Origin of the sequence: Allosphingosinicella sp., from assembly GCF_036403745.1 — a bacterium.
Lineage (GTDB): Bacteria > Pseudomonadota > Alphaproteobacteria > Sphingomonadales > Sphingomonadaceae > Allosphingosinicella.
Map to the genome: position 1 here is coordinate 1 of NZ_DASWQI010000064.1, position 18,803 is coordinate 18,803.

The 18,803-nt window shown below is 68.7% G+C and carries 20 protein-coding genes; 9 read left to right on the top strand and 11 right to left on the bottom strand.

Annotation, left to right across the window (positions count from 1 at the left end):
- Positions 1-880 (top strand): glutamine-hydrolyzing GMP synthase (guaA, locus tag VGC56_RS12425; protein WP_464125270.1); only part of this gene is annotated, 880 nt, incomplete at its 5' end.
- A gap of 13 nt (positions 881-893) precedes the next feature.
- On the opposite strand, the gene VGC56_RS12430 is transcribed toward guaA, so the two are convergent.
- Positions 894-2,132 (bottom strand): tetratricopeptide repeat protein, encoded by a 1,239-nt coding sequence (locus tag VGC56_RS12430; RefSeq protein ID WP_464125272.1) that lies wholly within the window; start codon positions 2,130-2,132, stop codon positions 894-896.
- Between the two features lie 161 nt (positions 2,133-2,293).
- The gene (locus VGC56_RS12435) at positions 2,294-3,265 is read right to left on the bottom strand and encodes a right-handed parallel beta-helix repeat-containing protein (protein WP_464125274.1); all 972 of its coding nucleotides are present in this window, start codon (positions 3,263-3,265) and stop codon (positions 2,294-2,296) included.
- Between the two features lie 322 nt (positions 3,266-3,587).
- On the opposite strand from VGC56_RS12435, the gene panB reads away from it, so the two are divergent.
- From panB to VGC56_RS12460, 5 genes are all read left to right on the top strand, one after another.
- Entirely contained in the window at positions 3,588-4,448 is an 861-nt protein-coding gene (gene panB / locus VGC56_RS12440) for a 3-methyl-2-oxobutanoate hydroxymethyltransferase (RefSeq protein WP_464125275.1), read from the top strand.
- A 139-nt stretch (positions 4,449-4,587) separates the two neighbouring features.
- Entirely contained in the window at positions 4,588-5,295 is a 708-nt protein-coding gene (locus tag VGC56_RS12445) for a tetratricopeptide repeat protein (protein ID WP_464125276.1), read from the top strand.
- The gene (locus tag VGC56_RS12450; protein WP_464125277.1) at positions 5,295-6,614 is read left to right on the top strand and encodes a PQQ-binding-like beta-propeller repeat protein; all 1,320 of its coding nucleotides are present in this window, start codon (positions 5,295-5,297) and stop codon (positions 6,612-6,614) included. The genes VGC56_RS12445 and VGC56_RS12450 overlap by 1 nt, the downstream gene beginning before the upstream one ends.
- A gap of 88 nt (positions 6,615-6,702) precedes the next feature.
- On the top strand, positions 6,703-8,067 hold the full coding sequence (gene der, locus VGC56_RS12455; RefSeq protein WP_464125279.1) for a ribosome biogenesis GTPase Der: 1,365 nt from the start codon (positions 6,703-6,705) through the stop codon (positions 8,065-8,067).
- Positions 8,068-8,103: 36 nt separating this feature from the next.
- Positions 8,104-8,490, top strand: coding sequence for an Hpt domain-containing protein (locus tag VGC56_RS12460; protein ID WP_464125280.1), 387 nt, complete (start codon positions 8,104-8,106; stop codon positions 8,488-8,490).
- Here VGC56_RS12460 and VGC56_RS12465 read toward each other — a convergent pair.
- From VGC56_RS12465 to VGC56_RS12495, 7 genes are all read right to left on the bottom strand, one after another.
- Positions 8,487-9,758 carry a DUF418 domain-containing protein gene (locus tag VGC56_RS12465; RefSeq protein WP_464125281.1) on the bottom strand — a complete coding sequence of 424 codons (1,272 nt, stop codon included), beginning with the start codon at positions 9,756-9,758 and terminating at the stop codon, positions 8,487-8,489. The two genes, VGC56_RS12460 and VGC56_RS12465, sit on opposite strands and share 4 nt — an antisense overlap.
- Before the next feature lie 23 nt (positions 9,759-9,781).
- Positions 9,782-12,055 carry a phosphoribosylformylglycinamidine synthase subunit PurL gene (gene purL, locus VGC56_RS12470; RefSeq protein ID WP_464125283.1) on the bottom strand — a complete coding sequence of 758 codons (2,274 nt, stop codon included), beginning with the start codon at positions 12,053-12,055 and terminating at the stop codon, positions 9,782-9,784.
- 90 nt (positions 12,056-12,145) lie between these two features.
- Positions 12,146-12,397, bottom strand: coding sequence for a hypothetical protein (locus tag VGC56_RS12475; protein ID WP_464125284.1), 252 nt, complete (start codon positions 12,395-12,397; stop codon positions 12,146-12,148).
- Between the two features lie 206 nt (positions 12,398-12,603).
- Positions 12,604-12,990, bottom strand: a complete 387-nt coding sequence (locus tag VGC56_RS12480; RefSeq protein ID WP_464125286.1) for a glycine zipper 2TM domain-containing protein — start codon at positions 12,988-12,990, stop codon at positions 12,604-12,606.
- Positions 12,991-13,095: 105 nt separating this feature from the next.
- Positions 13,096-13,446, bottom strand: coding sequence for a PH domain-containing protein (locus tag VGC56_RS12485; RefSeq protein WP_464125288.1), 351 nt, complete (start codon positions 13,444-13,446; stop codon positions 13,096-13,098).
- A 30-nt stretch (positions 13,447-13,476) separates the two neighbouring features.
- Entirely contained in the window at positions 13,477-13,902 is a 426-nt protein-coding gene (locus tag VGC56_RS12490) for a hypothetical protein (protein ID WP_464125289.1), read from the bottom strand.
- Between the two features lie 159 nt (positions 13,903-14,061).
- Positions 14,062-14,658 carry a CC0125/CC1285 family lipoprotein gene (locus VGC56_RS12495; RefSeq protein ID WP_464125291.1) on the bottom strand — a complete coding sequence of 199 codons (597 nt, stop codon included), beginning with the start codon at positions 14,656-14,658 and terminating at the stop codon, positions 14,062-14,064.
- A gap of 114 nt (positions 14,659-14,772) precedes the next feature.
- Between VGC56_RS12495 and VGC56_RS12500 the strand changes: the two genes are divergently transcribed.
- Positions 14,773-15,204 carry a hypothetical protein gene (locus tag VGC56_RS12500; protein WP_464125293.1) on the top strand — a complete coding sequence of 144 codons (432 nt, stop codon included), beginning with the start codon at positions 14,773-14,775 and terminating at the stop codon, positions 15,202-15,204.
- A gap of 31 nt (positions 15,205-15,235) precedes the next feature.
- Here the strand turns inward: VGC56_RS12500 and VGC56_RS12505 are convergent, their stop codons facing one another.
- A complete protein-coding gene (locus VGC56_RS12505; protein ID WP_464125295.1) occupies positions 15,236-15,460 on the bottom strand; it encodes a hypothetical protein in 225 nt (74 codons plus the stop codon).
- A gap of 818 nt (positions 15,461-16,278) precedes the next feature.
- Between VGC56_RS12505 and VGC56_RS12510 the strand changes: the two genes are divergently transcribed.
- Complete coding sequence (locus tag VGC56_RS12510) at positions 16,279-17,409, top strand: extracellular catalytic domain type 1 short-chain-length polyhydroxyalkanoate depolymerase (protein ID WP_464125296.1); 1,131 nt, start codon at positions 16,279-16,281, stop codon at positions 17,407-17,409.
- Positions 17,410-17,459: 50 nt separating this feature from the next.
- Positions 17,460-17,765, top strand: coding sequence for an HNH endonuclease (locus VGC56_RS12515; protein ID WP_464125298.1), 306 nt, complete (start codon positions 17,460-17,462; stop codon positions 17,763-17,765).
- Between the two features lie 115 nt (positions 17,766-17,880).
- On the opposite strand, the gene VGC56_RS12520 is transcribed toward VGC56_RS12515, so the two are convergent.
- Positions 17,881-18,411: a CHRD domain-containing protein gene (locus VGC56_RS12520; RefSeq protein WP_464125300.1), complete on the bottom strand. Its 531-nt coding sequence runs from the start codon at positions 18,409-18,411 to the stop codon at positions 17,881-17,883.
- Between the last annotated feature and the right edge of the window lie 392 nt (positions 18,412-18,803).

Consider the following 18,803-nt stretch of genomic DNA (forward strand, 5'->3'; position numbering starts at 1 on the left):
CCTGTCCGGCGGCGTGGACTCGAGCGTGTGCGCCGCCCTCCTGCTCAAGGCGATCGGGCAGCAGGTGGCGTGCATCTACGTGGACAACGGGCTGATGCGGGAGGGCGAGACGGAGGTGGTCAAGCACACCTTCCGCGACTGGTTCAAGGCCGACCTGCACGCGGTGGACGCCCGCGAGCGGTTCCTGACCGCGCTTGCCGGTGTGGTTGATCCGCAGGAGAAGCGGAAGATCATCGGGAAGGTGTTCATCGACGTGTTCAAGCACGAGGCGAAGTCCATCTCGGACGCGAAGTTCCTGGCACAGGGCACGCTTTACCCGGACGTGATCGAGAGCGTCTCGTTCACCGGCGGCCCGTCGGTGACCATCAAGTCGCACCACAACGTGGGCGGGCTGCCCGAGCGCATGAACATGAAGCTGGTCGAGCCGCTGCGCGAATTGTTCAAGGACGAGGTGCGCGAGCTTGGCCGCGAGCTCGGCCTTCCCGAGGCGTTCGTGACGCGCCACCCCTTTCCCGGGCCAGGCCTGGCCATCCGCATCCCCGGGGAGGTGACGAAGGAGCGCTGCGACATCCTGCGCAAGGCCGACGCCGTCTACCTCGAGGAGATCCGCGCCGCCGGCCTCTACGACGCCATCTGGCAGGCCTTTGCGGTGCTGCTGCCGGTGAAGACGGTGGGCGTGATGGGCGATGCGCGCACCTACGAATATGTCTGCGGGCTGCGCGCCGTCACCTCGACCGACGGCATGACCGCCGACGTCTACCCGTTCGACGCGGCGTTCCTCAGCCGCGTCGCCACCCGCATCATCAACGAGGTGCGCGGCATCAACCGCGTCGTCTACGATTACACGTCGAAGCCGCCCGGCACGATCGAGTGGGAGTGAAAGGCGCTGCCGCTCAGCTGGGCGGCAGCAGGGGGCTGCGGGCGCGTGGGCGCTCGTATCGATCCCATTTCGGGCTTGGGCAGCGGCCGGCGAGCGGCGTGCCGTCGCCCGCGGCGAGCGCGGCCCGCACCCGTTGGCGCAATAACTCGGCCTCATCCTGGTCCTCGCGAAGCCACTTCACGCGGCCGGCGCCGGGCAACAGCGCGAGGAGCCGGGCGCTCTCTTCGAAATCGGCCAGCGCGTCCTTGAGGCGGCCGATCCCGGCGTAGGCGCAGCCCCGCAGCAAATAGGCAGCGCTATAGTCGGGCTGGCCCTTCAGCCCCTCGCCGAACTCCCGGATCGCCTCGTCGTAACGGCCGAGCAGGCTGAGCGTCCAGCCGCGGTGATAGTGGAACTTCATCCCCTCCTGCGGGCCGCTCCGCGCGATAAGGTCGTTCAAGGACTGCAGCGCCTTGTCATACTGCCCCTGCGCCCGATGCAGCGCGCCGATGCGCACGGAAATCCGGTACGCCTCGTCCGGCCAGCGGGCGAGGATGGCATCGTATACCGCGCGGGCCTCGGCGTAGGCGCCGAGATCGAGGAGCGCACCGGCGATGTCGAACTGGTGCTCGACATCTTTGGGATCGAGCGCCGCGAGGGCCCGATAGTCGGTGAGCGACGCGACCAATGCTTCGTCGGCGCCGCGGCTGCCCCGCGGCCGTGTGTCTGCCACAAGGGTGTCGTTCTGCGCCCGCACGGTGAGGAACAGCTTCTTCGCCGGTGCCGCGGCGGGCAGCGGCGCGGCTCCCAGCAGCTTCTGCGCAAGGTCGGAATTGCCTGCGGTGGAATGGGCCCGGGCGCGGGCGAGCGCCGCCTCTGCATTGGCGGGCGCCGCGACAGGCGCGTTCGAGCAGGCCTGCGACGGCTCGAACTTCAGTTGGTCGAGAGCAAGGCTGCAAAGCGGATAATCGAGGGTGCCGGTCGCGGGGTTCAACCGCCCCTCCGCCCCGTCGTAGAGGACAAACAAAGCGCGGCGGCCTTCATTCGCCTGCTCCAGCAGGAAGAGGAGCGCCTTGGACTTTTCGTCTGACTGCGGCGGGATGCGGTAGCGAACGTATGGCTCCCACAGCTTCAGCCAGACCGCCCCGGCGGCGTCGACACTGCCTTCCGTGACGTTGCCATAATCTTCGAAGACGCGGCGCTGCTCGGCCGGCGGCTCCGCCGCCGCGGCGGGCACCGCGCCACACAGCCACGACGCCATCAACGCTATCACTGCAGCACGCTTGCGCATCCGCACCCCCAGCCCCCCTCGGATCAACAGCCAAGATATCCGCGCAAATGCGCCTCGGCCGCAAGGCGGATTTCCATCGGGCATTAAGCGCAAAAAAAGGGGCGCCGAAGCGCCCCCACGATAAACCGATCCGGAAGCCGCGATCAGTGCGGCAGGATCGTCGACGAGAAGGCACCGTTGTTGGTGTTCCCGTCGAGACGGTTGTTGTTGTAGCTGAGCGCGCTGCCGCCGTTGACCGCGACCACTGCCGAGCCGGCGGTGAAGGAATTGCCGACGATCGTCGTGTTGCCCACCCGCGCCGTCACCGGGCCGTTGGCGATGATGCCGTTGAGGCTGTTGTTGGCAACGGTCGTGTTCGCCACCATCACGTTGACCGCAGGACCGGGAGAGAAGATCGAGATCCCGTTCCCGTTGCCCGAAATGTCGCTGCCGTCGATCGACACCGTCGTGTTGGCCGAAGATCCGCCGGTCAGGTCGATCAAGACCCCGTGATTGGGGTTGTCTTCCGACCGCACGTTCGTGAGCACGACGCGGCCGGCGCCGGCGCCGGTCGGGGCGATCTGAATGCCGCCGCCAGAGCCCGCGGCCCCATTGTTGGCGACGGTGGTGTTGGACACGAAGAGGGCGGTCGTGCCGCTCGGCACGAACGAGATGCCGTAGCTGTTGGCCGCGTTGAAGCGCCGGATGACGCAATCCTCGATGTGGACGGCGGCGGCGGCGAGGATACGGACGCCGTGGGTCGGCGGGTTCACGCCGAAGAAATCGAGGCCGCGAAGATAGATGACGTCGGTGGACAATGCGTTCACGACGATGCCGTTGCCGCCGGCGAGGACGCCGCCTTCGGTGTAATGGCAATCGATCGTCATCGACTTGGTGATCGTCACCGCGCCGAAGCCGCCCGGATCGAGGCAGTTGATCTCGCCGCCGGCCGCGGTCTTCGAGATCGCGCCCGCGAAGGTCTTGCACGGCGCAGTGCGGCTGCACGGATTGACGTCGTCGCCGACGCCGGAGACCCAGGTGCGGGTCGCCTGCGCGAAGGCCGGCGACGCCTGGACGAGCGTGCCACCGATGAGCAGCGCGGCGTAAAGCATTTTGCGTGCGGAATGATTGATCATGATTCCCCCCCTGTTTGGAATTCGAGTCGCGACAATACCCAATTCGGCGGCATTTGCGAAGTTGTTCTTCGAAAAATCGACAGCCGAACGAAGTCACGCACCCCAACATCTGAATGCCCTTTGGTGCACCCGTAAGTGGTTCACTTAAAGGGATAAAATCGGGGGGTTCTTAATCGCGGCGCGCGCCAGGAAAGCAGAGTTCAACAAAATCGCCGAGTGTCCCGCAATACTCCGCGAAATCGAAAATACGCGAGATCGCCGGGCGCGCGTGACGGCCCGACCGGTTTCTGGCGTCCCCGCGGCCAAGCCGCTATGAGGCCCCATGTCCGTCACCCATTCGCTCGACACCGCGACAAGCCGCGCCAACCCGGTGCCGGCGCCGATGAAGCGGCTTACCGTTCCGAAGCTGCAGGCGATGAAGGGCGGCGAGCCGATCGTCATGCTCACCGCCTACACCGCGCGGATGGCGCAGCTGCTCGATCCGCACTGCGATCTCCTGCTCGTCGGCGACAGCCTCGGTCAGGTGATCTACGGCCTGCCCTCCACCGTCCCGGTGACGTTGGAGATGATGTGCGCCCACGGCGCTGCGGTGGTGCGCGGCTCCTGGCATTCGGTGGTGGCAATCGACATGCCGTTCGGCGCCTATGAGGAATCGCCCAAGCAGGCCTTCCGCAGCGCCTCGCGCATCCTCAAGGAAACGGGGGCCGCGGCCGTCAAGCTCGAAGGCGGCGAGGCGATGGCCGAGACGATCGCCTTCCTGACGAAGCGTGGCATTCCCGTCATCGGCCATGTCGGCCTCACCCCACAGGCTGTGAACGCGCTCGGCGGCTACGGCGCCCGCGGCAAGAGCGATGCCGAAGCCAGGAAGATCGTCGCGGACGCGCGGGCCGTCGCCGATGCGGGCTGCTTCCTCCTCGTCCTCGAAGGCGTGATGGAGGAGATTGCGGCGGAGGCGACCAAGGCCGTCCCCTGCCCGACGATCGGCATCGGCGCCTCCGCCTCGTGCGACGGCCAAGTGCTCGTCACCGAAGACATGCTGGGCCTGTTCGAGCGGGCGCCGCGCTTCGTCAAGCGCTATGAGGATTTCGCCGGCCGCATCGAGGCGGCGGTCTCGGCCTACGCCGCCGAGGTCCGCAGCCGCGCCTTCCCCGGCGAGGACCAAATCTACCGCAGCAAAAAGTGAGGCTTGGTTTGCCGCGCGCGCGCCGGTAGAGGTGCGCGGGGGCCGCGCCGTCACGCCTTCGTTCATCTGCGGTTTTGGTCGCCCCGGCCACAAGCCGCGAGGGCCGGGCGCCGGCTATTTTTCGGAGTGGAGACTTTCCTTGGCGCTGAGGCCCGTCGATAACGAGACTTTCTATCGCGAGGTGGACGAGGAGCTCCGCCGCGACCGCATGCTGAGCCTGTGGCAGCGCTACGGCAAGCTCGTCATCGCCGGCATCATCCTGTTCCTCGTCCTGCTCGGCGCCGGCATCTGGTGGCACGGCCATCGCCAGGAAACCGCCGGCGCGCATGGCGAGCAGCTGCTCTCGGCCTTTGACGATATCGGCGTCGGCAAGAAGGCCGCGGCCAAGACGAAGCTCGAGGCGCTCTCCACCGATTCCGCCCCGGGCTACCGCGCTGCAGCCTTGTTCACCAAGGCCGACCTGTCGATCGAGGGCAACGACCTCAAGGGCGCGGCGGCCCTGTTCCACCAGGCGGCGGGCGACACCAGCCTCCCTCAACCCTATCGCGACCTCGCCACCATCCGCGCCACGGCGCTCGACATGGACACGCTGAAGCCGCAGGCGGTCATCGACCGCTTGAAGCCGCTGGCGGTCGCGGGCAGCCCGTTCTTCGGCAGCGCTGGCGAAATGGTCGCCATCTCCTACATGAAGCTCAACAAGCCGCAGGAGGCCGGTCGCCTCTTCGCGGCCATCGCCAAGGACAGGAAGGTCCCGGAATCGATCCGCGCGCGCGCCGGCCAGATGGCAGGCTCGCTCGGCGTCGACGCGGTCCAGGACGTCCCCGGCGGATCACAGGAAGGCAAATAATGAAGCGCATCCTCCTCCTTCTCGTCGCGGCGACCGCGCTCAGCGGCTGCGGCGTCCTCGGCAAGGGCAAGAAGCCGACGACCCCGACGGTCGGCCAGCGCATCGCCGTCCTCTCCACCGAGGCTGCGGTCGAAGTCGATCCGGCCCTGGCCGGCACCGCAGTGGTGCTGCCGCCGGCGGAGACCAACACCGCCTGGGCCCAGCCTGGCGGCAATGCGGCGAAGTCGATGCGCCACCTCGCGCTCGGTGCCTCGCCCTCCATGGCCTGGCGAGTCAGCATCGGCGAGGGCAGCGGCAAGAAGCAGCAGCTCGCCGCCGCGCCGGTCTATGCCGACGGCCGCATCTTCGTGATGGACGCGCAGGGCATCGTCCGCGCCCTCGATCCGCAGAACGGCGCGACGGTGTGGCGGACTGCCGTCCGCGGCAAGGACGTCACCCCAGGCACCCTGTTCGGCGGCGGCGTCAGCTACGATAACGGCCGGATCTTCGCGACCAACGGCGCCGGCGATGCCGCCGCGCTGGACGCGAAGACCGGCGCCGTCATCTGGATCGTCCGCCCCGCTGGCCCGCTGCGCGGCGCGCCGACCGTGTCGAACGAGAATGTCTATGTGGTGAGCCAGGACAACCAGCTGTTCGCGCTCAACCCGGCCGACGGCAAGGTACGCTGGAACGGCTCCGGCTCGGTCGAGACCGCGGGCGTGCTCGGTGCGGCGGCCCCCGCCGCGGCGCAGGGCACCGTCGTCGCCGGTTACTCGTCCGGCGAGCTCACCGCCTATCGCTACGAGAACGGGCAGGTCGTCTGGCAGGACGCCCTCACGCGCACCAGCATCTCGACCGTCGTCACCACCCTTTCCGACATCGACGCCAATCCGGTGATCGACCAGGGCCGCGTCTTCGCGATCGGCCAGGGCGGGCGCATGGTCGCGATCGAGCTGATCACCGGCCAGCGCCTGTGGGAGCTGAACGGCACCGGCATCTCCACGCCCTGGGTCGCGGGCGACTGGATCTACGTCGTGACCGACGACGACCGCCTGCTCTGCCTCTCGCGCGCCAACGGCCACGCCAAGTGGATCTCGCAGCTTCCCCATTATCACAACGAGAAGAAGAAGAGCGGCGCCGTTTATTATCGCGGACCGGTGCTGGCCGGCGAGCGGCTCATCCTGATCGACAGCGACGGGGACATCACCTACGTCTCGCCCTACGACGGCAAAGTGCAGGCGACGGTCGAGACCGGCCTGCCCTCCACCATCTCGCCGATCGTCGCCAACAACACGCTCTACATCCTCCACGACAACGGCCAGCTCTCCGCCTGGCGGTAAGCGTGGCGCTCAATCCGTCCGCAATGGGCTGCTCGGGGGGCGAGGCGAGGTTGACCGGGCACCGGTGAGGCGGCAGGGCAGCGGGCTTATGGCCAAGCTGCCCACCGTCGCCATCGTCGGGCGCCCGAATGTCGGTAAATCGACATTGTTCAACCGTCTCGTCGGCAAGAAGCTGGCGCTCGTCGATGATCGTCCCGGCGTGACCCGCGACCGCCGCGAGGGCGAGGCCAACCTGCTCGGCCTCGATTTTCGCATCATCGACACCGCCGGCTACGAGGATGAGGACCCGGACACCCTGCCCGGCCGCATGCGCCAGCAGACGGTGGCGGCGGTGCGCGAGGCGGACGTGGCCCTGTTCCTGATCGACGCCCGCGCCGGCGTGACCCCGCTCGACGAGGAGATCGGGCGCTGGCTGAGGAGCGAGACCACCCCCGTCGTCCTGGCCGCCAACAAGGCCGAGGGCCGCGCCGGCGAAAGCGGGATCATGGAATCCTACGCGCTCGGCTTCGGCGACCCAATCGCGCTCAGCGCCGAGCACGGCGAAGGCGTCGTCGACCTGTTCGAGCAGCTCCGCCCCCATGTCGAACGGGACGAGGAGGAGGGCGACGAGGATCCGGAAGGGGACCCGACCCTCAAACTCGCCATCGTCGGCCGTCCCAATGCCGGCAAATCGACGCTGATCAACCGCATCCTCCAGCAGGACCGGCTGATCACCGGGCCCGAAGCTGGCATCACCCGCGATTCGATCGCCATCGACTGGGAATGGCAGGCGCCCGACGGCACCGCGCGGCCGGTGCGGCTGATCGACACCGCGGGGATGCGGAAGAAGGCGAAGGTCGACGACAAGCTCGAGAAGCTCGCGGTCGCCGACGCCCGCCGGGCGGTCGATTTCGCGGAGGTCGTCGTCCTGCTCCTCGACGGCACGCGGGGGCTCGAGGCGCAGGACCTGCGCATCGCCGACAACGTTCTGCAGGAAGGCCGCGCGCTCATCATCGCGATCAACAAATGGGACGTCGCCGAGCATGCCAGCAGCCTGTTCAACGGCATCAAGGCCGCGCTCGACGAAGGGCTGAGCCAGGCCCGCGGCATCCCCCTCCTCACCGTCTCGGGCATGACCGGCAAGGGCATCGACCAGATGCTCGCCGCCGCCTTCGAGATTCGCGAGACCTGGTCGAAGCGCGTCTCGACCGGCCAGCTCAACCGCTGGTTCGAGGGCGCGATCGACAAGAACCCGCCGCCCGCCCCCGGCGGGAAGCGGATCAAGCTGCGCTACATCACCCAGGTGAACACGCGCCCGCCCGCCTTCGTGCTGTTCGGCAACCGCGTCGATGACCTGCCCGACACCTATCTGCGCTACCTCACCAACGGGCTGCGCAAGGAATTGGGCTTCGGCGCGGTGCCCGTCCGCCTCACCGCCCGCGCGTCGAAAAACCCGTTCAAGAAGGCGGAGTAAACCGCTCCTTTACCCGTGGCCGCCTAGATCTGGCCGGTGGACGATATCGATCTGGTGGACTGGGACATGTTCTGCCGCTCCCGTGCGGAGCTCGGCGCCGGCTTCGCGCGCATCCTCTCCTATTTCCGGGAGGACGGCGACAAGGCGGTCGAGAAGATCGAGGCCGCGATGCACCGTAACGATGCCGCCGGACTCGTCCTCCCGGCTCATACGATGAAATCCGAGGCGCGCCAGTTCGGCGCCGATCCCCTGGGCACGCTCGCCGAGGAGATCGAGGTGGCCGCCCGCCGCTCGGTCGAGATGCGGACGGTGCCGGACGAGCTGGTCCCCCAGGTGGCCCGCCTGCGGCCGCTCTATCTGCGGACGATGGAGCTGCTCGAAGCGGAGGCCAACCCGCTCCGCCAGCGCCGCGCACCGGCTTAGGCTGGTACGAGCGAGCGCCGCATCGGCTGCGGCGACCAGCGTGACAGCGAGCGCCACAGCCATTCGAACGGCCCGTAGCGGTAGCGATCGAGCCAGGGCTTCGACCAGAGCAGCATCGCCGCCCAGAAGCAGGGCGCGACCAGCCAGGCCTGCCACCGCTCGAAATGGCCGTAGAGGCCGAACCCGTAGCCGTTGAACAGCAAGGACGCGCAGAGGCTCGCCCCGAGATAGTTGGTGAAGGCCGCCCGCCCGGCGGCCGCTATCCGGTCGCGGAGCCAGACGGCCCGGCGCGCGAAGAGGATGATCAGCGACGCATAGGCCGCCATCATTGCGAGGCGGAACGGCACGGCGGCGCCGAACGCGTCGGCGAAGAGGATGGAGGTCGTGAAGCCGCTCCGCCAGCCGTTCCAGGCGAGCAGGGCGTAAGCCGGGATGCCGATGGCGAGGCCGATGGCGGCGATCCGCCGGTAGCGGCGCGGCTCCCAGGCGCCGGTCAGGAAACCGCTCTTCAGCCCCGCCATGCCGAGCAGCATGTAGCCCAATGTCTCCGCCGTGCCGAACATGAGCTGGACCAAAGGATCGGTCCAGGCTTCGGCAAAGCGGTGCGCGACGATGCCGCCCCAGCCGCCGCGATAGAGCGCAAGATCGTGCGCCAGCCCATCGGGCGTCGGCCGCGCGAACGCCTTGCTCATGTCGCTCCAGGTGGCGACCGCGGATGAGGCCGCGTGCGGCGCCTGCGCTGCCGCCTCAGCCTGGATGAAGGCGTTGCCGAAGAAGGCCATCAGCGCGAAATCGACGAACAGCAGCCCGCCTGCGAACACGAGCAGCGCGCGCACCGGCTTGTTCCGGAACAGCCAGAGCAGGCAGCCCATGCACGCATAGAGGGTGAGGATGTCGCCGTACCAGAGCAGGAAGAAATGGCAGAGCCCGAAGACGATCAGCCACGCCATCCTGCGGAAATGGACGCGTGCGGGATCGAGCCCGCGCGCCGACGCCCGCTCGATGACGAGCAAGGTGCTGGCCCCGAACAGCAGCGAGAACAGCCCCCGCATCTTGCCGTCGATGAGGATGAAGTTGAGGACCCAGGTCGCCAGGCTCAGCCCGTGCGCGCCGCCATAGGCCGACGGGTTGAAATAGGCCTGCTCCGGCATCCCGAACGCGACGACGTTGACGGAGAATATCCCCATCACCGCGACGCCGCGCAGCACGTCCAGCGTCAGGATCCTGTCCGGTTCCGTCACCGCCCCCATGGCCCGGAAGGGTGACACGGAATGGGCGCGAGATGAAGCCCTCAGGCCACCGTCAGGTCGCCGCCCATGAGCGCGGGGAAGAAGCCTTCATGGGCACGGCGAATTTGCGCAAGCGGGACGGGATCCGCGAAATTACCGAGCGCCTCCGGTCCTTCGCCCACCCAGATCTCCTGCCCACCAGTGGATCCCAGGCGGGACACCTTGATGCCGGCCTCCCCGGCCCGCCGGACGAGCGCATCCGAATCCGTTGGGCTGACGGCGACGACGTACCGCCCTTGATCCTCCCCGAACATCTGCCCCGTCAGCGGCAGGTCTACGGCCAGGTCGATTTCCGGATCCACGTTGGCGCCGATGCCGCCGGCGAGCGCCATCTCCGCGACGGCGACGAGCAGGCCTCCGTCGGAAACGTCGTGGACGGCCGTCGCCACTTGATCGAGGATCAGCGACCGCACGAACTCTCCGGTTCGCCTCTCCATCTCCAGATCCACGGGGGGCGGAGGACCTTCCTCCCGTCCGATTATCTCGCGAAGCCAGAGGGATTGGCCGAGATGCTGCTCCCATTTGTCGCCGCCGATGAGCCAGAGGTGATCCCCTTCGGCCTTGAATGCGATCGTCGCGGACTTGCGCCAATCCTCCAGCAGCCCCACCCCGCCGATCGCCGGCGTCGGCAGGATCGCGCTGCCGGTGCCGTCCTCGTTCTTCGTCTCGTTGTAGAGCGAGACGTTGCCCGAGACGATCGGGAAGTCGAGGGCGCGGCAGGCCTCCGCCATGCCTTCGATGCAGCCGACGAACTGGCCCATGATTTCCGGCCGCTGGGGGTTGCCGAAATTCATGCAGTCGGTGGTGGCGAGGGGCGTCGCGCCGACCGCGCAGAGGTTGCGATAGGCTTCGGCGATCGCCTGCTTCCCGCCTTCGAACGGGTCGGCGTAACAGTAGCGCGGCGTCACGTCGGTGGTGATGGCGAGCGCTTTCTCCGTGCCGTGGACGCGCACCACCGCCGCGTCGCCTCCGGGGCGCTGGACGGTATCGGCGCCAACCATCGTGTCATATTGCTCCCAAATCCAGCGGCGGCTGGCGAGATCGGGCGAGGCCATCAGCGTGAGGAGATCGGCGGCGATGTCGCTCGACTCCGGTACATCTGTGAGCGGTGCCGGCTTCGGCGTCTCCACCCACGGCCGCTCGTAGCAGGGCGCGTCGTCGGCGAGCGGGGCGAGCGGGATGTCGGCGGCGGTTTCGCCCTTCCACGTCAGCACGAGGTGCCCCGTGTCCGTGACTCGGCCGATCACGGCGAAGTCCAGCTCCCACTTGCGGAAGATCGCCTCGGCCTCCGGCTCGCGGCCGGGCTTGAGCACCATCAGCATCCGCTCCTGGCTTTCCGAGAGCATCATCTCGTAGGGCGTCATCCCCTCCTCGCGGCAGGGCACGGCGTCCATGTCGAGCTCGAGCCCGACGCCACCCTTGGACGCCATCTCGACCGAGGAAGAGGTGAGACCAGCAGCACCCATATCCTGGATGGCGACGATGGCGTCCGACGCCATCAGCTCCAGGCACGCCTCGATCAGCAGCTTCTCGGTGAAGGGGTCGCCGACCTGGACGGTGGGGCGCTTCTCCTCGCTGTCCTCGGAGAAATCCGCCGACGCCATAGTCGCGCCGTGGATGCCGTCGCGACCGGTCTTGGAACCGACATAGACGACGGGATTGCCGATCCCGGCGGCGGCCGAATAGAAGATCTTGTCCTGCTCGGCGATGCCCACCGTCATCGCGTTGACGAGGATGTTGCCATCATAGGCCCTGTGGAAATTGACTTCGCCGCCGACCGTCGGAACGCCGACGCAATTGCCGTAGCCGCCGATCCCCGCGACGACGCCGGCAATGAGGTGCCGCATCTTCGGATGGTCGGGGCGGCCGAAGCGGAGCGCATTCAGGTTCGCCACCGGCCGCGCGCCCATAGTGAAGACGTCGCGCAGGATGCCGCCGACGCCGGTCGCCGCGCCCTGGTAGGGCTCGATGTAGGAGGGGTGGTTGTGGCTCTCCATCTTGAAGATGGCGGCGAGCTTCGTTCCATTGGGGCCGTCGCCGATGTCGATCACGCCGGCATTCTCGCCGGGGCCGCAGATCACCCACGGCGCCGTCGTCGGGAGCTTCTTCAGATGGATGCGCGACGATTTGTAGGAGCAATGCTCAGACCACATGACGGAGAAGATGCCGAGCTCGGTGAGGTTCGGCTCGCGCCCCAGAGCGTTCAGGACGCGCTGATATTCCTCCGGGGAAAGGCCGTGCTCGGCGACAATCTCGGGCGTGATGGATTCGGCCATGGGCGGGCTCTAGCCGCGCGCGCCGAAGCATAAAAGGGGAAGGCGGGCGCCGCTGTACGCAACAGGCGGCGCCGGCCTCCTGACGCAGCCTTACCAGCCGCGGTGATAGCCCTCGTAGCGGCGCTCGTGGCGCCAGCGGTCGCGCTCGGCGCGGCGCATTTCCTTGACGCAATGGCGGTAGATGCGGTCCGCCTCACGACGGTTCCAGGCGCGGCTCGCCTCGCGCTGGCAGATGTTGCCGCCACCATAGCCGGGGCCGCCGCGATAATATTGGGCGTCGGCCGCGGTGGCGCCGGTGACGGAGGCAGCGACGGCCAGAGTGGCAAGAATGAGCTTACGCATATGTCCTCTCCTTACTTCGAGGCGAAGGTGGCGAAATACGCCCGCCCCTCCTGAACGATTCGGACTTTAGCGGGGCGGGGCTGAACGTGCGGCTACCGTAACGAAATCCGGCGTTCAGCTTCGCCGCATCCGGATATATGCAAAACGAGCGGCCGAAGCCGCTCGTTGCATGAACTGGAAACTACCTTCCGTTCAGCGGGGGTTGCTTACCGGCAACGCGAACCGGAGCTGCTCCTCTGGACCTCGCGGCCGAGAAGGGCGCCGGCGGCGCCGCCGATCAGAGTGCCGGCGGTGCGGTTGCGGCCGCCGTCGATCTCACGGCCCAAGAGAGCGCCGGCGACGCCGCCGACGAGCAGGCCGGTCGTGCCGTTCGAGCGGCGGCAATAATAGCGGCCGTCGCGACCGCGCCACGTGCGGCCCTGATAGGCCTGGTTGTAGCTGCGGTTGTTATAACCCTGGTTGTAATAATTGTTGTTGTAGGCCTGATTATAGCCGCGGTTGGAATAGCCCTGGTTGTAATAGCCCTGGGCGTCGGCGGGGACGGCGGGCACCAAAGCGGCAAGCGCGGCGGCGGAGAGGACGAGCGTCTTCATCGTAAGATCCTTTTTGAACCTATGTTGGTTCTAGGAACGGCCGCCCCAGTGTCGTGGTTGCGGTCCGGGGGCTGGGGCGTGGTCTGGGTGAGGTGAGTGGAAAACTCAGCCGAGCCGCTCGGCGAGGAGGCGCTGGAGGGGTTTCAAGTCAATGTCGGGGCGGGCGCGGAGGTGAAGCGGCTGGGCCTCTTCGCCGAGCCACACGCGCAGGCCGGTGCGCCCATCCTCGCTGTCCTGGATCGAGAACCGGCGGATCTCGCGATAGGGCCAGCTCGCGGTCTCGACCTTTTCCTCAAGGAGATTCTCGCGGGTGACGACGAGGATGCGCAGCGCGGTGAACAGGACGCTGCCGGTGGGGGAAACGAAGGCGGCGTCGACCCGCTCGCACTCGGCCAGATGGCCCGTGAGACTGGCGGCATCGGCTGTGGGGAGCGGATCGACGTCGAGTATTTTCATGCGCGGTGAGAGGCTAGCGCCCCTCCCCCGTTAGCGCCAGCCATAGCCGCCGCGGTGGAAATCGCCGCCGCTCCCGCCGCGGAAGCCGTCGTGGCGGTAGCCGCCGCGCGCGTAACCGTAGCGTTCGCCGCGGAAGCCGCCGCGATAGGCTTCACGGCCGTAGAAGCCGTACTGCGGGCGGTGGTGGAAGCGGGCGCCGTAGAAGACCGGGCGCGGGCGGTAGATCGGCTCGACGAAGACATGGCGGACCGGGCGGTACACGACCGGGCGCACCACTTCGACGATGCGCGGGCGGTAGACGACGCGGCGGACGACCGGGCGGACATAGGCGACGCGGTGGACGGCGCGGTGATGGACGACGCGGTGGCCGCAGCCGCAGCCGGACGCGAGCGCCGGCGCGGCGGGGATGGCGGCGGCGGTGACGGCGGCGAGTGCGGCGGGAACGAGGAAACGCATACTGATTCTCCTGGATCGGCAAGGCCCGCTTGGGGCCAGGGAACGATCGTCAGAACGGATGATGCGGCCTGTCCGTTTCATTAACCACAAACTACGCGAGGTTCATCAGGGGTTTAGGCGGGAAGCCCGACGCGGCCCGAAGACCGCGCCGGTGCTTCCTCAGCGCGGCAGGACGATGCTGGGGCCGAGCCGGTTCAGCACGTCGCGGGCGTCGAAGGCGCGCGGATTGTCCGCCGGCTTCGGGCCGCGGCCCATCAGGATTTCGGCGGAGGCCTCGTAGCGCTCGACCGTGCGGACATCCATCGTGTCGCCCCAGAAGGGATCCCGGCCCCACGGATCCCAGCTGCGCCAGCCGAAGCCGCGTCCGAAATAGCGCCAGCGCGGGCCCCAGGCGCCGCCCCAGCCGCCCCACGGCCCGCCGAAGCCGCGGTCGACATAGGTGTTGGACTGGCGGTTCGTCTCGCGATCGTCGGTGACGAACCAGTCATAGCCTTGCTGCGTGGTGAGCTGGGCGGCGCGGTAGAGGAGATAGGTCTCGACCGTCTGGCGGGCCGTCATCTCGTTTCCGGCGAAGGTGACGCGGAAGCGGTTGGCCTCGATCTGCTGCTCGGCAAAGCCGCCCGAGACGCGGTTCCCGGGCGCGCCGAGCGGCTGGTACGGCGTCGGCGTCGCGCACGCGGCGACGGCGGCGAGGAGCGCGAGGGAGAGGAGCCGGCGGGCGGGCCGGCGCGGCGCGGATGGGGGTAAGCGAAACATAGGTCTGGTCCTCGTGGAAACGTCGACGTCAGAACGCGCGAGGGCGTGGCTGGGGTCCCGCCCCGAGGAGGAGCGGCCTTGCCGCGGCGCGGGGGTCCCCTTAGCCTCGATGGCATGGAGTCGCGGGATCGGGGGAGGACGGCGGAGCGCCCCGGTTCGGTGACGCTGGCGGCGGTGCTGCTGATCGGCGGCGAAATCCTCACCGGAGGCGTTCTTGGCCTCATAGTGGCGCTTGGTGGGGCGGCGCCGGAGATCGGCGTCCAGGTCCTCACTCCTGCGCAGCAGGCGATAGGAACCCTGGGGGTGCTGGTGCGCCTGATTGCCGGCATCGGCGTTCTGCGGCGCTGGGGCTGGACGCGCTGGCCCTTTGCGGCCTGCGCGATCCCGGTCGTCGGATACGGCCTCGCGGTGAACCCGCTCGATCCGCAGACCATCTTCGCCACTGCGGTGACGTGGCTGACGGTTGCGCTGCTCGTCACCCCGGTGGCGAACGCATGGTTCCGCGGAAGCCCGGAGCCGGCCGAGCTGACCGACGTCTTCCGCTGAGGCGGACCCCCACCCCCCGCGGCGCCGAGCGTCAGGCGTCCTCGCTAGCCTCGGGCGCGGCGGCGGCGGGGCCGCGGCGGGCCTCGTCGCACAGGGCGCGCAGCTGGCGCGCGATCGACGAGCCGGCGAGGTGCGCCTCGACCTGGTCGAAACGCTCGCGGCGCAGGGCGAGCCGGATGTCGGAGACGGAGGCGAAGCGGCCCGAGCGGGCCAGCTCGAACGCGCGCTCGATGGTGGTGATGGGAGAGGCGGCCATGGCCATCGCCTATGAGCCGCCGCGCCCGCTTTGGCCACCGCTTTCGCGCTGATCGGGATTGCAAGCGCCACCGCTTGCGAGGAGGGCGCAGGCCAGATGAAGCACGCCTAGCGGAGCCCCATTCGGGCGGACGGACGATGGCCGATCGGCGGCGGAAGTTTCGAAGTTTCGTGAAAAATAAAAAACTTTCGATCCCGCCCGCGCCCCTCCGGCCCTTCGACTCGGTTGATGGCGCAGCCTGTTCTCACATCCTGAACATAGCACGAACGCTAGGTGCCGTCAAATTTTGCGGCGGAGGGTAGCATCTCGGTTCGAATGTGGCGGCGCGCAGCGTTCAGGGGGGCGGCACGGACAGATCGCGACAGGCGGCCGGCGACTCAAACCGCCACTCCCCGCTGCCGACGGGTTCAAGAAGCCCGTTGCAGAACATGAGGTGGCGAGGGGGTTCCTCATATTCGACGACGAAGGAGCATGCGGCCCGCCCACCGGTGCCGTGCGGCTGCCGGGTGGTTACCGTGCGCATGCCGGGTGTTTACCTTGCGGGTGCCGGGTCGTTACCGGGCGAATGCCGGGTCGTTACCGTGCACATGCCGGGTCGTTACCGTGCACATGCCGGGTGCTTACCGGGCGGGAGCCCTGGGCGGCCCCGCGGGAGCCGGTGCGGCGCCGGTCGGGACCGCGACGCACGGGCCCGGCAGCCTCGGGGTGCTGAAAACCCGGCCCGGAGCGCTTATGTTGCACTGCAACAAAAGCCCCGTTCGCCGGTTGGGCGGCGGGAGGGCCGGACGTTTTTCGCGGCGGCCGAAAGGATATTGCCCATGCCTGTCGTCACGCCACGCCTGCGCCTTCCCCTCCCCCGGCTCCGCAAGGGCCGCAGCGGCTTCGCGCCGCGCGCCGCCACCCGCGACCGGCTGTCGGAGCTGGAGGGGGTGCGGGACAATCCGGGCAATCTGCGCACCCGCTGCTATGTGCCGGAAGGGCTGGAGCCGGGGGCGCCGCTGGTCGTGGTGCTGCACGGCTGCACCCAGGACGCGGCAGTCTACGACCACGGCTCCGGCTGGTCGACGCTCGCCGACCGCCACGGCTTCGCCTTGCTCTTCCCCGAGCAGCAGCGGGCCAACAATCCGATGCTGTGCTTCAACTGGTTCTCCGTGGGCGACACCCAGCGCGGCATGGGCGAGGCGGCCTCGATCCGCTCGATGGTGGAGGCGATGAAGACGGCGCACGGCGTCGATCCGCAGCGCATCTTCGTGACCGGACTCAGCGCCGGCGGGGCGATGGCGTCGGTGATGCTCGCCACCTACCCGGACGTGTTCGCGGGCGGCGCGATCCTGGCCGGGGTGGCCTATGGCTGCGCCGCCGACGTCGCCGGGGCGTTCGACTGCATGGGCGGCCGGGCGAAGAGCGATGCCGCCGCGCTCGCCGCCCAGGTCCGGCGCGCCAGCCCGCACAAGGGGCCATGGCCGCGCGTCCAGGTCTGGCAGGGCAGCGCCGACCGCACGGTGGTGCCGACCAATGCCGACGCGATCGTGCTGCAATGGGCAGCGCTGCACGGCCTCGCGCCGCAGCCCGACCGGGTGGACGAGGTGGAGGGCCATCCGCGCCGCGCCTGGCTCGGGTCGAAGGGCGAGGCGCTGATCGAGCAATATACCGTCGCCGGCATGGGCCACGGCGTGCCGCTCGACGGGGCGGACGGGGCGGAGGGGCTCGGCGCGGCGGGGGCGCACATGCTCGACGTCGGGGTGAGCTCGACGCAGCGGATCGCGGAGTTCTTCGGGATTGCCGGGGCGGCGGCGGGGGCGGCGTCGCCAAGGAAGGCGCCGCGGTCAGGCCCCGCCTCCGCCCGGCCGGCGCCGGAGCGCAAGCGCGCCGCGCCGCAGCCTGCGCAGCCGAGCGGGGTCCAGAAGGTCATCGAGGACGCGCTGCGCAAGGCGGGGCTGATGCGGTAGGCGCGGCGGCTTAACCCCTCGGCAACCGGGCTTGCCGCAAGCTGGCCGCCATGGGCTTGTGGCGCAGGACAGCCGAGTGGAAGGCGCGGCGGGTCCGCGCGCTTCTCAAGCGCGACGGCCGTCATTGCTGGCTTTGTAACCGCCCGCTTGCGGCAACGACCCCCAAGGAGGGGCGTCGCACCACGCTCGAACAGCTGATCCCGCGATGCATGGAGGGCGGCGACGGCCTCGACAACCTCGTCCTCTGCCACGCCGCCTGCAACCGCCACCTGCGCGACCACCCGCCCGAGAAGAAGCGGAAGATCCGGGAGAAATGGCACCGCGAGACGGCGCGGGTGATAGCGAGGCGCAGGTAGCGGCGGACGTCAGGCCGCGAGCCGCCGTGCGTCGGCGCCTTCGAGGTCCACGCCTGGTCCGCGACGACGAGGTCGAGCTTGAGGGCGAGGGCGGGGAGGTGCGACGCCGGCGCGGTCAGCCCTCGGCGACCTTGCCGCTGATCTCGCCGGGATTGTGGGCCTCGGTGTGGACGTTGAGGATGATGAGGCCGCTCCTCATCGCCGCGACGAAATCGTCGAAGCTCAGCGTCGACTTGAGGAGCGCGGCGCCGGCGGCGTAATCGTAATCCTTCATCGTCACGTGGAGGCCGCGGCGGGTGGCGCGGTAGTCGGCGCCGTAGGGGAGCGGCAGGGCCAGCACCGAGGCGCCGCCGGCGGCGGTGGCGTATTTGTGGAGATGGATAGGGCCGATCGGCGCGGCGACCAGCTTCTTCCACAAGGCGGCGGGGGCGATGCCGACGACGTCGAGGTCGACCGAGACGCGGCGGCGGTCGGTATCGACGGTGATGCGCGCCTTGCCGGTGGCGGCGGAGCCGGTCGGGGCGTCGCCATATTTGCCGTCGAGGGCGGCGTGGAAGTGGAGGATCTTGGCGGACGCGGGGGCGGCGGCGAGGGCGGCGGCCGTGAGCGCGGCGAGCGCGAGGAGCGATCGTGTGTGGTCGGCCATTGCTTCGCCTCCCCCCTGTGGCGGCGGAAGACTGGGCGCGGGAGGGGGCCGTGTAAAGCGGCAGTAAGACGGTTCGCGCGCCGGAGATCATGCGGATGTCGGCTACTAGCAGGCGCGCGGGTGCCGGCCGCGATGACAAAGGGCGAGGCGGCGGGGGCCACGGCGGCGTTGAGGACTTGGGTTACGGTGTCGGAGAGCGGCTCAACCATGCAATTGCGATTGGACCTTTGTTCCTTTGAGACGTTCTTCGACCGCGGCGGAAGAGCGCACCTCCCGCTGTCCCGGAAATTCGTATCGCGGCCAAGAAGGAGGCATCCGATGGCATCATCGTACACTGGCATCTGTGTTTACCGAGACTCAAGTGGACAGGTGACGGACGTGCAGGTCCGCGA

Coding starts and splice junctions, on each gene's coding strand:
- VGC56_RS12435 (WP_464125274.1), bottom strand. CDS start 3,265: ATGATCAATCATTCCGCACGCAAAATGCTTTACGCCGCGCTGCTCATC.
- panB (WP_464125275.1), top strand. CDS start 3,588: ATGTCCGTCACCCATTCGCTCGACACCGCGACAAGCCGCGCCAACCCG.
- VGC56_RS12450 (WP_464125277.1), top strand. CDS start 5,295: ATGAAGCGCATCCTCCTCCTTCTCGTCGCGGCGACCGCGCTCAGCGGC.
- der (WP_464125279.1), top strand. CDS start 6,703: ATGGCCAAGCTGCCCACCGTCGCCATCGTCGGGCGCCCGAATGTCGGT.
- purL (WP_464125283.1), bottom strand. CDS start 12,055: ATGGCCGAATCCATCACGCCCGAGATTGTCGCCGAGCACGGCCTTTCC.
- VGC56_RS12475 (WP_464125284.1), bottom strand. CDS start 12,397: ATGCGTAAGCTCATTCTTGCCACTCTGGCCGTCGCTGCCTCCGTCACC.
- VGC56_RS12480 (WP_464125286.1), bottom strand. CDS start 12,990: ATGAAGACGCTCGTCCTCTCCGCCGCCGCGCTTGCCGCTTTGGTGCCC.
- VGC56_RS12485 (WP_464125288.1), bottom strand. CDS start 13,446: ATGAAAATACTCGACGTCGATCCGCTCCCCACAGCCGATGCCGCCAGT.
- VGC56_RS12490 (WP_464125289.1), bottom strand. CDS start 13,902: ATGCGTTTCCTCGTTCCCGCCGCACTCGCCGCCGTCACCGCCGCCGCC.
- VGC56_RS12495 (WP_464125291.1), bottom strand. CDS start 14,658: ATGTTTCGCTTACCCCCATCCGCGCCGCGCCGGCCCGCCCGCCGGCTC.
- VGC56_RS12500 (WP_464125293.1), top strand. CDS start 14,773: ATGGAGTCGCGGGATCGGGGGAGGACGGCGGAGCGCCCCGGTTCGGTG.
- VGC56_RS12505 (WP_464125295.1), bottom strand. CDS start 15,460: ATGGCCGCCTCTCCCATCACCACCATCGAGCGCGCGTTCGAGCTGGCC.
- VGC56_RS12510 (WP_464125296.1), top strand. CDS start 16,279: ATGCCTGTCGTCACGCCACGCCTGCGCCTTCCCCTCCCCCGGCTCCGC.
- VGC56_RS12515 (WP_464125298.1), top strand. CDS start 17,460: ATGGGCTTGTGGCGCAGGACAGCCGAGTGGAAGGCGCGGCGGGTCCGC.
- VGC56_RS12520 (WP_464125300.1), bottom strand. CDS start 18,411: ATGGCCGACCACACACGATCGCTCCTCGCGCTCGCCGCGCTCACGGCC.